Annotated in this window: 12 protein-coding genes; 11 read left to right on the forward strand and 1 reads right to left on the reverse strand. The window is 48.5% G+C overall.

Annotated features, from left to right (window positions below):
• The first annotated feature begins 5 nt into the window (after positions 1-5).
• The 5 genes from atpH (at position 6) to OZ401_RS18910 (ending at position 5,071) form a co-directional block, all read left to right on the forward strand.
• Positions 6-536 carry an ATP synthase F1 subunit delta gene (gene atpH / locus OZ401_RS18890; protein WP_341470074.1) on the forward strand — a complete coding sequence of 177 codons (531 nt, stop codon included), beginning with the start codon at positions 6-8 and terminating at the stop codon, positions 534-536.
• Positions 537-600: 64 nt separating this feature from the next.
• Positions 601-2,160, forward strand: coding sequence for a F0F1 ATP synthase subunit alpha (atpA, locus tag OZ401_RS18895; RefSeq protein ID WP_341470075.1), 1,560 nt, complete (start codon positions 601-603; stop codon positions 2,158-2,160).
• 65 nt (positions 2,161-2,225) lie between these two features.
• A complete protein-coding gene (gene atpG / locus OZ401_RS18900; RefSeq protein ID WP_341470076.1) occupies positions 2,226-3,110 on the forward strand; it encodes an ATP synthase F1 subunit gamma in 885 nt (294 codons plus the stop codon).
• Positions 3,111-3,205: 95 nt separating this feature from the next.
• The gene (atpD, locus tag OZ401_RS18905) at positions 3,206-4,612 is read left to right on the forward strand and encodes a F0F1 ATP synthase subunit beta (protein WP_341470077.1); all 1,407 of its coding nucleotides are present in this window, start codon (positions 3,206-3,208) and stop codon (positions 4,610-4,612) included.
• A 15-nt stretch (positions 4,613-4,627) separates the two neighbouring features.
• Positions 4,628-5,071 (forward strand): F0F1 ATP synthase subunit epsilon, encoded by a 444-nt coding sequence (locus tag OZ401_RS18910; protein WP_341470078.1) that lies wholly within the window; start codon positions 4,628-4,630, stop codon positions 5,069-5,071.
• Positions 5,072-5,223: 152 nt separating this feature from the next.
• Here OZ401_RS18910 and OZ401_RS18915 read toward each other — a convergent pair whose 3' ends face one another.
• A complete protein-coding gene (locus OZ401_RS18915) occupies positions 5,224-5,691 on the reverse strand; it encodes a peroxiredoxin (protein WP_341470079.1) in 468 nt (155 codons plus the stop codon).
• A 409-nt stretch (positions 5,692-6,100) separates the two neighbouring features.
• On the opposite strand from OZ401_RS18915, the gene OZ401_RS18920 reads away from it, so the two are divergent.
• The 6 genes from OZ401_RS18920 to OZ401_RS25835 all read left to right on the forward strand — a co-directional run bounded on the left by OZ401_RS18920 (position 6,101) and on the right by OZ401_RS25835 (position 11,920).
• The gene (locus OZ401_RS18920; RefSeq protein WP_341470080.1) at positions 6,101-7,690 is read left to right on the forward strand and encodes an ABC transporter ATP-binding protein; all 1,590 of its coding nucleotides are present in this window, start codon (positions 6,101-6,103) and stop codon (positions 7,688-7,690) included.
• Positions 7,687-8,817 carry an ABC transporter permease gene (locus OZ401_RS18925; RefSeq protein ID WP_341470081.1) on the forward strand — a complete coding sequence of 377 codons (1,131 nt, stop codon included), beginning with the start codon at positions 7,687-7,689 and terminating at the stop codon, positions 8,815-8,817. The genes OZ401_RS18920 and OZ401_RS18925 overlap by 4 nt, the downstream gene beginning before the upstream one ends.
• On the forward strand, positions 8,818-9,759 hold the full coding sequence (locus OZ401_RS18930) for an ABC transporter permease (RefSeq protein ID WP_341470082.1): 942 nt from the start codon (positions 8,818-8,820) through the stop codon (positions 9,757-9,759).
• Positions 9,760-9,817: 58 nt separating this feature from the next.
• Complete coding sequence (locus OZ401_RS18935; RefSeq protein ID WP_341470083.1) at positions 9,818-11,077, forward strand: BMP family ABC transporter substrate-binding protein; 1,260 nt, start codon at positions 9,818-9,820, stop codon at positions 11,075-11,077.
• Positions 11,078-11,344: 267 nt separating this feature from the next.
• Positions 11,345-11,644 carry an acylphosphatase gene (locus tag OZ401_RS18940; RefSeq protein ID WP_341470084.1) on the forward strand — a complete coding sequence of 100 codons (300 nt, stop codon included), beginning with the start codon at positions 11,345-11,347 and terminating at the stop codon, positions 11,642-11,644.
• 3 nt (positions 11,645-11,647) lie between these two features.
• Positions 11,648-11,920, forward strand: coding sequence for a YkgJ family cysteine cluster protein (locus OZ401_RS25835; RefSeq protein ID WP_341470085.1), 273 nt, complete (start codon positions 11,648-11,650; stop codon positions 11,918-11,920).
• Positions 11,921-11,925: the final 5 nt, after the last annotated feature.

The following is an 11,925-nucleotide window of genomic DNA, read 5'->3' on the forward strand; positions in this document are numbered from 1 at the left end:
TCACGATGCCATCAGGAAGCGCCGGAAGACGTTACGCCCAGGCAGTTTTTGAACTGGCTCGTTCCACCAACAAGCTTGATGAGTGGGCTGCGGACCTTGCAGTTATCAAGCAAGTGTTCGAAGACCAGACTATAGCGGCACGTCTTGAAAACCCGAAAATTACAAAAGATAAAAAGCTTACGCTTGTCAGTTCAATTCTCAAGGATCAAATAAGTCCTTCCGCCTTCATTCTGGCTACTTTATTGGTGGAGCGTGAACGGCAAACTTTTGCAGGTAAAATAGCCGCCTTGTATCAAGCCTTGCTTGATGATTTGCGTGGTATCATAGTTGCGGAAGTAACTACAGCCGTGCCGATCGATAGTGAGCAGGAGGAACGAATCCGCCAGCAGCTTATCAAAATCAGCGGCAAGCAAATTACAATGAAGAATAAGGTTGATCCCACCATAATAGGTGGTGTGGTAGCGCGTTTTGGCGATATGCTCATAGATGGCAGCATAAAAAACCGCCTCCAAGCGCTGAGGAAAGCTTTAGCCTGATTAAGCTAGTCGCGGGTTCGCGCCCGAACTAAAATATGAACGCCCCTCAGGAGGATTATAAAGAATGGCAGTACGTGCTGACGAAATTAGCGCAATAATTCGCAAACAACTAGAAGGTCTCGATACTACCGCCAAACAAGTAGAAGTTGGTACGGTAGTAGAAGTGGGCGACGGTATTGCCCGCGTGTACGGGCTGTCGGGCGTGAAATCCAGCGAACTCGTGGAGTTCCCCGGCAGGGGTCCCGGCGGTTCTGATGTGGTGGGCATGGCGCTGAACCTCGAAGAAGAAACCGTCGGTGTCATCATTATGGGTCCTTATACCCATATTCAAGAAGGCGACACCGTTCGCACCACAGGCAAGATTATCCAAGTGCCGGTTGGTGCAGCCCTCGTTGGTCGTGTGGTGAACGCATTAGGACAGCCCATTGATGGAAAAGGCGAAATTGCCACTACTAAAAACCGCTTTATTGAGCGTGTTGCTCCCGGTGTAATTACCCGTAAATCTGTAGATACGCCTGTACAAACTGGTATCAAGGTGTTGGACGCACTAATCCCGATCGGTCGCGGTCAGCGCGAATTGATCATTGGTGACCGCCAAACCGGTAAAACCGCCATCGCTCTCGACACTATTATTAACCAAAAGGGCGGCGACATGGTTTGTATTTATGTCGCTATTGGTCAAAAACAAGCACAAGTGGCACAGGTGGTCGGTATTTTGGAAAAAGTCGGCGCAATGGAACACACCATTGTAGTATCGGCTTCTGCTTCTGACCCATCTCCATTACGCTATATCGCGCCTTACTCTGGTTGTGCGATGGGTGAGGAGATTATGGAAAACGGCGTGACCCTGCCGGACGGTCGTGTTATCAAAGATGCTTTGATCATTTATGATGACCTTTCCAAGCATGCCAATGCTTACCGCGAAGTGTCGCTGTTGCTGCGCCGCCCCGCCGGTCGCGAAGCTTATCCCGGTGATGTGTTCTATCTACACAGTCGCTTGTTGGAACGCGCTGCCCGTTTGAATGATGATAACGGTGGTGGTAGTTTAACCGCGTTGCCGGTTATTGAAACCCAAGCAAACGACGTGTCGGCTTACATCCCAACCAACGTAATCTCGATTACCGATGGTCAGATATTCCTTGAAACCGACCTGTTCAACTCTGGTATTCGCCCTGCGGTTAACCCCGGTATCTCCGTATCCCGCGTGGGTAGCTCCGCTCAAACCGCGCCTATGAAGCAGGTAGCAGGCGGTATGAAACTGGCATTAGCTCAGTTCCGCGACCTTGCCGCTTTTGCCCAATTCGCCAGCGACCTTGATAAAGCTACCAAAGCCCAATTGGAACGCGGTCAGCGCATTACCGAAGGTTTGAAACAACCTCAATTCCAGCCGCTCGCTTTTGAAAAGCAGGTAATTTCCATCTTCGCAGTTAACAATGGTTATCTGGATGATATTCCGCTCGACAAAGTCAAGGCATTTGAAAACGGTTTGCTCAAGTTCATTGAAGACGTATATCCGAAATTCATTTCGGATGTTCACAATAACCCACGCAAGAAAATGAGCGATGACCAGCTTAAACAGCTTCGCACTATAATTGGAGAGTTCAAGCAGGGCTGGTTAGGGTAAATTTGAGGTAACGTGAACCGGAATTCTAAGAATTATCCGGTTCATGTTTGAAAACAGAGGAAAAAATGCCGAGCGTACGTGTAATTAAAAGACGCATTCGCAGCGTAAGTAATACCGGGCAGATTACCAAAGCGATGGAACTGGTCGCAGCCAGCCGCATGCGCCGTGCCCAGATGAATGTACTTGCCAGCCGCCCTTTTTCAAAGAAGGTGCTGGAGGTAATTGCGGACGTTGCCAGCATCAGTGATAAAGATTTTCGAAATATTAGCCCATTGCTTCAGCAGCGAGAGGTTAAGACCGTTGGTTTGGTGCTTGTTACAACCGATAAAGGTTTGGCTGGTAGCCTTAATACCAATGCTCTTCGCCGCGCAACTCGCTTCCTTGCCTCGGAAACAGGTGGTAAGCCTGTAAAAATTATCACAGTCGGACGCAAAGGTCGCGACTTTATGATTAGAGTAGGTAGGGATATAGTTGCGGAGTTCGATAATATAAAAGCGAATCCCGACCTGCTGGATATTCTGCCCATCGCGCGTGTAGTCATTGATGAGTTCACCAAAGGTACGGTTGATGTAGTTTACTTGCTATACACCGATTTTATCAATACTCTGACGGTGCGCCCCAAGCTGATAAAATTATTGCCTATTGAACCGGATATGAGCGCACAGGAAGACGGCTTCGAGAAAATAGATTTTATCTTCGAGCCAGATCCTTACGGTGTACTGGTTTCGCTCCTCCCTCGTTATGTCGAGGTTGAATTATACCAGGCCATCCTTGAAAATATCGCCAGCGAACAGAGCAGCAAAATGGTGGCGATGCGTAATGCAACCGATAAAGCTAAAGAACTGAAAGCTGACCTGACGCTGTTAATGAACAAAACTCGACAGGCTCAGATTACAGGCGAAATTCTGGAAATCGCCAGTGCGGCGGTGGCTCTGGAAAAACAGAAATAGGCTTTAGGCGTTAGGTTTTAGGACACCTAACGCCGATTATCGATACCTAATGCCTAATACCTTATATCTGTGAAGAGGAAGGAAGTAGGATTATAATGACCGTGACTTATAAAACCGAAGGACATGTAGTACAGGTAATGGGTCCCGTGGTTGACGTGGAGTTTCCGCCGGATCACCTGCCTGATATTTATAATGCTGTTGAAGTTCCAATCGAAGGACAGCAAGAATCTCTGGTTGTTGAAGTGCAGCAGCACCTTGGTAATGACTGGGTACGCTGCGTGGCAATGTCCAGCACCGACGGTTTACGCCGCGGTGACAAAGCTTTCGATACTGGCAAGGCTATTGCTGTACCGGTAGGTGAAGGTACACTTGGTCGTATCTTCAATGTGCTTGGTCGCACCGTTGATCTCAAAGGACCTTCGGCTACCACCGAAACTCGTCCGATTCACGCACTTGCCCCTTCTTTCGCCGACCAGTCCACCGAAGCCCAGATGTTCGAGACTGGTATGAAAGTAATCGACCTGATTGCTCCTTTTACCCGCGGTGGTAAAATCGGTGTGTTCGGTGGTGCAGGTGTAGGTAAAACCGTAATTATCCAGGAACTGATTAACAACGTTGCCAAAGCACACGGTGGTTACTCGGTATTTGCCGGTGTGGGCGAACGAACCCGCGAAGGTAATGACCTCTATCATGAAATGACCGATGCAGGCGTTATGGACAAGACCGTGATGGTCTTTGGACAGATGAACGAACCGCCCGGCGCTCGTCTGCGCGTGGGTCTGACCGGTCTAACTATGGCGGAATACTTCCGCGATAGTAAAGGGGCAGACGTACTGTTGTTCATCGACAACATCTTCCGCTTTGTACAAGCCGGTTCTGAAGTATCAGCGTTGTTGGGACGTATGCCCAGCGCGGTAGGTTATCAGCCGACTCTGGCTACTGAAATGGGTCAATTGCAAGAGCGCATTACCACTACTAAGCGCGGTTCGATTACTTCGGTGCAGGCTGTATATGTACCTGCTGACGACTATACCGATCCCGCTCCGGCAACTACTTTCGCCCACTTGGATGCGACCATTTCTCTGGAACGCCGCATTTCTGAGCAAGGTATTTACCCGGCAGTAGATCCGCTCTCTAGCACCAGCCGTATTCTTGACCCGTTGATTGTTGGTCAGGAGCATTACGATGTAGCCCGTGCCGCTCAACGCACCTTGCAAAAATATCGTGACTTGCAGGACATTATCGCTATTCTGGGTGTGGACGAATTGAGCGAAGATGATAAGCTCACCGTAACCCGCGCTCGCAAGATTGAACGCTTCTTCAGCCAACCGATGCATGTGGCGGAACAGTTTACTGGTCGCCCCGGTGTGTTTGTAAAGGTCGGAGAAACCGTACGTGGTGTTAAGGAAATTCTGGCAGGCAAGTATGATGCTGTGCCGGAACAGGCGTTCTTTATGGCCGGAGCTATCGAGGACGTTCTCAAGAACGCCGAGAATCTCTAATCAGGAGATTTAGGAATGCCACTTAGATTGCAAATTGTCACCGCCGAGCGGGTGGTGTTTGATGAAGATGTTGACTACGTCACCGCACCGGGTGAGGAAGGCGTACTGGGTATTTTACCCAGACACGCCCCTCTATTAAGTGGGTTGCAGGCTGGTGAATTACGCTATAGACGCGGTGCTGACCAGACTGCTTTGGCTATCGGTGGCGGTTTTATCGAAATCTTCAATAATAAGGTCATAGTGCTGGCGGATAGCGCCGAGCGTAGCGATGAGATTGATTTATCGCGCGCCGAGGTAGCTCGCAAACGTGCCGAAAACTTACTTCAGGATCGCACTAACCTCAGCCAAGAAGATGCGTTGCGTGCCGAGGTATCGCTTCGTAGAGCTTTGGTTCGTATCGAGGTTTCACGCCGCCACAGTGGGCGCGGTGGCGTTCCACGTATGACTATGGACGAATAAAAAGATTGAGAAGCGCGGGCATTATACCCGCGTTTTTTTTGTAACTTATTTAATGCCGTGTAACACTATAAGTGGTTTATTAAGTAGCAGTTCAGGCAGGGGTGATACCGAGTACAAACTGCATTAAATAGAAAAAAAGGCGATTGGTTTTTTTAGGTCAATACTTGAAGTTGTTTTATATTTTCAAGCAATTCGAGTTCATGACCTTGAGGTTTTACATTTTCGTAAATTTTCCGCAAGTTACCTTCTGGGTCAACTACGTAACTGGTACGGCTCCAATATTTTACCCCGCTATACTCTACCTGCCCCAATCCTACGGCATTGATGAGTTTGTGATCGGTATCGGAGAGCAAATCTATTGTAAATCCAAATTTATTACAAAAACCCTTGTGCGAATCAATATCATCTTGGCTTACACCCACCACTTCAATGTTAGCCGCTTCGTAATCCTGTTTGCTCGCAGTAAATCCTTTGCCTTGGATAGTACAACCCGCTGTATCATCCTTTGGGTAAAAGTACACTACCAACCATTTCCCCGCAAAATCTGCAAGATTTACAATTTTCCCATCCTGGTTTGGCAAAGCAAAAGCGGGAAACGACTGACCAATTTCTATAGACATCGCCTGTAATCCTTTCTAAGGGTTACCTTATTGATTGCAAATTATTGACGAAACCAAAGCTCACTAGGTAAAAATTATTTTACCTTATACTAGGTAAGGTATCTATCTCGCAAGTGAGCTATTTGCTTGGCTATTTAAATTAAGATTGAATATGTTTCTTGGTTATTTCCAAATATCCGCTAATCGAAACCAGTTAAATCCTCAAAATTCTCATATTCCAGACTTGATAATAACAAGGGAAAAAGTGTATAATTGACACATTGTGGTTTTTTGCACAAATTCTAAGCAGTTAAACTGTGCAAAATACCGATTACAGCGGCTTGCTAGTTGGGTATAATTCTCAAAATGATGAGTGTTTGCTAATCAGGCTCGAAATTCCGGCAATATTGAGTAGCGTAGAACCTAATTAATGGGCGAAAATACCAAAGCTCCGGCTGTCAGGCTGGTAAATATTACCAAGCGCTTTCCGGGACTTATAGCCAATAACCGGATCAATTTTGAAGTACAAACCGGAGAAATTCACGCGCTTCTGGGCGAAAATGGCGCCGGGAAGAGTACCCTGATGAATATTCTGGTTGGACTTTATCGACCTGATGAAGGTGAAATCTATCTGCGTGGTAAAAGAGTAAATCTACGCGGGCCGGCTGAAGCTATCACGCATGGAATTGGCTTGGTTTACCAGCATTTCAAACTGATACCCAACCAAACAGTCGCCGAAAATGTAGCTCTTGGTATCCGTAAGCTGCCTTTTATACCTAGCTTGAAGAAAATAGAGCGCGAACTGGAAGCCTTAAGCGTAAAATACGGGTTGCCGGTTAACCCCTCTGCCAAAGTGAGCAGCCTCTCAGTGGGCGAGCAGCAGCGCGCCGAAATTTTGAAAGTTCTGTATCTGGGCGCAACTATTATTGCGCTGGACGAGCCTACTACAAACCTTACCCCCAGTGAAACTGAAGACCTGTTTAAAGCTTTGCGCGGTCTTGTATCGGAAGGTTATTCTATTATTTTTATCAGTCACAAGCTGGAAGAAGTGATAAAACTTGCTTCACGGGCGACCATTTTGCAAGCAGGCAAAGCTGTTGCCACGCTCGACATTAAAGAGGAAGAAGGCGAAAAAGAACAGATTGCACGTCTGATGATAGGGCGTGAAGCTGATGCAACCAGCCGTGAAGAGCTAGGGTTGGTTGAAGGCGCACCACCCGCAGCCGAGCACACTAATGATTCCCATACCCCACCGTTGACTTCCCTGCTAGTACGTGATTTGAAAGCAAAAGGAAATTCGCTTAGCTCAAGCCTCAAAGGAATTACATTCGAGGTGCGTTCAGGAGAAATAGTAGGGTTGGTGGGTGTAGCCGGAAACGGGCAGAAAGAACTGGCGGAAGCGCTGGCAGGCTTACGCCCTTTGGAAGGCGGTTCAATCCGGTTGGGTGAGAATCAGATAACTGGCTTGGGCGTTCGTGCGATTCAAAGGTTGGGGCTGGCATATGTTCCCGAAGATCGTTTAGGGGTGGGGCTGGCTCCCGGCTTAAATCTGGAAGACAACTTTATTTTGCGTGATTACTGGCGCAGGGAATACGGTTTTGGTTTTTTCGTGAAGCGGCGGGCGGCAAACCGTCAAATGTCAGGGGCAATTTCCCAATATTCGATTTCTGCCGGAGACCCTTTTGCGCCTTCACGGTTACTTTCGGGTGGCAATTTGCAAAAACTTTTGTTGGCGCGTGAGCTTGCGGCTAATCCGCGCATTCTGGTAGTAGCAAATCCTACTCGTGGGTTGGATGTAGGCGCGTCCGCCTATGTGCATAACCGTTTGCGACAAGCTAGAAATGCTGGCGCGGGCGTGCTGCTTATTCTGGAAGATTTGGACGAAGCGTTATTATTGAGCGACAGGTTGCTAGTGATGTATGATGGTTGCTTAGTTGGTGAGGTTGCACCGGTACGGACTCCTGATAACCTCTCCAGAATAGGGTTGCTGATGGCAGGGGCTAAGGGGGAAGTAGCTTGAGCCTCAAAGAGCGACTCGGCAAAGAAATAGATATTCAGAAATCCAGCTTTTCAGGCATAAAACGACCCTTCGACCCTCTGGTACTTGCCATCGGAATTATCTCACCGATTACGGCAGTGCTTGTGGGTCTTTTTATTACCGCAATACTTTTGTGGGCGAGCGGCAAGGATGCCAGTTTTGTATTTGGCGAAATATTCCGCTCGGCTTTTGTGGAGAATTTCTCCGAAACGGTGGTGAAAGCCATCCCGCTTGCGCTGACCGGTCTGGCAGTTGCCATCGCTTTCAGGGTGCGGCTGTGGAATATCGGCGCAGAAGGACAATTCTATGCCGGGGTTTTAGCTGCTACCGCGCTGGCGCTCGGTTTTCCCACGCTACCTGCTTGGGTGATTATTCCGGCAATGCTGCTGGCTGGCATGCTCGGTGGTGCATTATGGGCGTTGCTTCCGGCAATTTTACGCGCTTGGTTGGAAGTGAACGAAATAATCAGCAGCCTAATGTTAAATTATGTGGCGGTTTTGCTCGCGGATTATTTTATCTTTGGTCCGTGGCGCGACCCCAAAGGCTTTAACTTTCCCGTTACGGCAACCTTCTCTGATTCGGCGCGTTTGCCGATTATCGTTGAAGGAACCCGGATTCACTTTGGGCTTATTCTAGCGTTAGTGGTCGCGACTCTCCTCTGGCTGTTAGGTCGGACGCGCTGGGGCTTTGAGCTAAAGGTTATGGGTGACAATCTCAATACTGCCAGATACGCCGGAATAAAAGTCACTCGCAACATTATTTTTGCATTCTTGCTTAGCGGTGCGGTTGCGGGTTTGGCGGGAATGAGCGAGGTCACTGGTGTGGCAGGACGACTCCAGCAGGGTATATCTCCCGGTTATGGCTATACTGCCATCATTGTAGCTTGGCTGGCGCGCCTAAATTCATGGTCAATTTTGCTGGTAGCGGTATTGTTCGGCGGTTTGTTGGCGAGCGGCTTTACCATGCAACGGATTGGAGTTCCTTCCGGGCTGGTAACAATGTTGCAGGGAATTATTCTTTTCTGTGTACTTGCCGGGGAAAGCCTCTCTCGCCGCTTGCTATACTTACGGGCGTTGCGCCGGAATAATGAGAAGAAGGGTCAGGAGTAAATGGCTGATATTGACGCGATAAAACTTCTGGCTACTACCGTTGCCGCCGGAACCCCGGTTCTTTACGCTACGCTGGGTGAAATTCTGACAGAACGCAGCGGGGTGCTTAATCTCGGTCTGGAAGGTATGATGCTGGTGGGTGGGTTAGCGGGCTTTGCGGCTACTGCCAGCACCGGAAATTTGGTAATCGGCTTATTGGCAGCGATGGCGGCAGGGGCTACTGCCGCGCTACTTCACGCCTTTTTCAGTATTACTATTGGGGTGAATCAGGTTGTAAGCGGTTTGGCTTTGACACTCGCCGGAACCGGAATCGCTTCATACTTTGGGCGTTCGCTGGTTGGACAGCCTGCGGTCGATTCTTTCAAGCCAATTGAACTACCTATATTATCGGATATTCCGGCGCTTGGTCAGATTCTTTTCAGACAAGACCTGATGGTATATCTCAGCTTTTTATTAGTGCCCATACTATTTTTCTTCATATATCGCACTCGCCCCGGTTTGCGGCTCAGAGCGGTTGGTGAAAGCCCCGCTACTGCCGACTCACAGGGGATACGGGTAACACTGACCCGCTATGTGTATACAATGGCGGGCGGCGCGCTGGTGGGCTGTGGTGGGGCATACGTCTCACTGGCTTACAGCCCTAGTTGGCAAGAAAATATCACAGCCGGACGTGGTTGGATTGCGGTAGGGCTGGTAATATTTGCGATGTGGAATCCTTGGCGCGCTCTTTTGGGCGCGTATTTATTTGGAGGCATGGAGGCTTTCCAATTTAGTTTACAGGTAGCGGGAGTGCCTGTCAGCAGTTATTTTCTGCGGATGACCCCTTACCTGTTGACTATTATCGCCCTAGCTTTCTCCCAATGGTGGGCTAGAAAACACCGTAGTGGCAATGTAGCACCCGCGGCGCTGGGTCAGCTTTATCTCAGGCGAGATAGAAATTAGTGTTTTCAGTTGATTCGGTAGGGGAAGAACCGAATCTTATTTACAGGAGGAAGACAGAATGCGTAATTCAAAGAAAGCCGGTTTACTGGCAGGGATTTTACTGCTGGTAACTCTGCTACTGGCAGCGTGCGGTGACTCTACTGCTACCACCGCCCCTGCTACCACTAGCGCAGCTACTACGGCAGCCAAAACCACTGCGGCAGCTACTACCGGAGCCGCTACAACTGGTGCTTCTACCACAGGAGTTGCCACTACTACCGCAGGCGCTACTACCGCAGGCGCTACTACTGCCGCTGGAACAACCGCAGCAAGTGGTACGAAGTTTAAAGTTGCTTTTGTGTATGTTGGACCTGTTGGTGATGGCGGTTGGACTTATGCTCACGATCAGGGTCGTAAGTATCTTGAGCAGAACGTACCTAACGTGGAAACCACCTTCATCGAAAATGTACCAGAAAACCCTGCGGATGCCGAACGGGTTATTACCGACTTGGCGCAAAAGGGCAACAAGATGATTTTCACCACCAGCTTTGGCTATATGGATCCTACTATCAATGTTGCTAAGAAGTTCCCCAATGTGTACTTTGAGCATGCTACTGGCTACAAAACTGCTGAGAACGTGGCAACTTATCAAGTGCGCCAGTACCAGCCGCGCTATTTGGCAGGTATTGTTGCCGGTAAACTTACCAAAACCAACCTAATCGGTTACGTAGCGGCTTATCCTATCCCCGAAGTTATCGGTGGTATTGATGCCTTTACCCTCGGTGTGCGCTCAGTGAATCCTACCGCCAAAGTTAAGGTAGTGTGGACTAACACTTGGTACGACCCTGCCATTGAGAAAACCGCTGCCAAGAGCTTGCTCGATGCCGGTTGCGATATTCTGGGACAGCATCAGGATACTCCTTCGACCCTTCAGGCTGCTCAAGAAGCCGGGAAATACGCTTTCGGCAATGACTCCATCATGGAAAGCTATGCTCCTAAAGCGCACCTTGCTTCGCCATATTGGAACTGGGGTATTTACTACGTTGACCGCGTAAAGGCGGCAATTGCCGGAACTTGGAAGTCTGGTGAATACTTTGGCGGTTACAAAGAAGGCGTGGTTGACCTTTCACCGCTAAACACCGTTGTACCCGATGATGTCAAGAAGCTGGTTGAAGATAAGAAAGCGGCATTAAAAGCTGGTACTTTCGAGGTCTATGCTGGTCCTATCAAGGATCAGAAGGGTGCTGTTAAGGTTGCAGAAGGCGCAAAATTAACCGATGCCGACATTCTCGCACTCAACTACTTCTTTGAAGGCGTGGACGGTACTATACCTAGCTAATTATTTCAAAGATTGCCCTGTCCTGCGCTTTGATGGCAGGGCAATCACTCTGACAAGGCTTCGAACTACACCTTATTGCGAAAATCTAAAATATTCACTGTGCCCTTGAGCTTGCTAATTTAGCCCTTCCTCCCAACCTTGCCAATCTATTGCATAGCGCTTGTTCACTCAGGGATGGAATTTATACCTATTGTAGTGTTATACTCCAAAACCATTTAAATATGCCAAAAGTGCAAAGATAGTGATAAAAAATAAGACGGTGTAAAGATGACTGATGAGATTTCCCAGAAACGAAATTTGAGAGCGCAAGTGCATGGGCGGGTGCAAGGCGTAGGTTATCGCCAGTTTGTTTTATATCATGCTGCTCGACTTGAGTTGACCGGATGGGTGCGCAATAATCGCTTTGATCACTCGCTGGTGGAGCTTGAGGCAGAAGGTACTAAATCTCGCCTTGAGAATCTTCTCGATTTGTTGTACACCGGCCCAACTCCAGCCAGAGTTCGCGAAATCAATATTGATTGGAGCGATTTTACAGGAACTTATCACGGGTTTGAAGTGAGATATTGAGCAATGGAATGTCGAGTTGGCTGTGGCGCGTGTTGTATAGTCATTTCAATTTCCTCCCCCATTCCCGGAATGCCCAAGGGTAAGCCCGCCGGGGTTCGCTGTATCAATTTAAATGCAGCTAATTTATGTACTATTTTTGGCAAACCGGAACGACCGGAAGTTTGCAATAACTTTATGCCGGCACCGGATACATGTGGGGAAACAAATGAAGAAGCAATGCAACTTTTAGGTTTAATGGAAAGCGCCACAAGCCCTACAGAGGACCGAAATTATTAATTTAT

Source organism: Candidatus Chlorohelix allophototropha (genome assembly GCF_030389965.1).
Taxonomy (GTDB): Bacteria; Chloroflexota; Chloroflexia; order Chloroheliales; family Chloroheliaceae; genus Chlorohelix; species Chlorohelix allophototropha.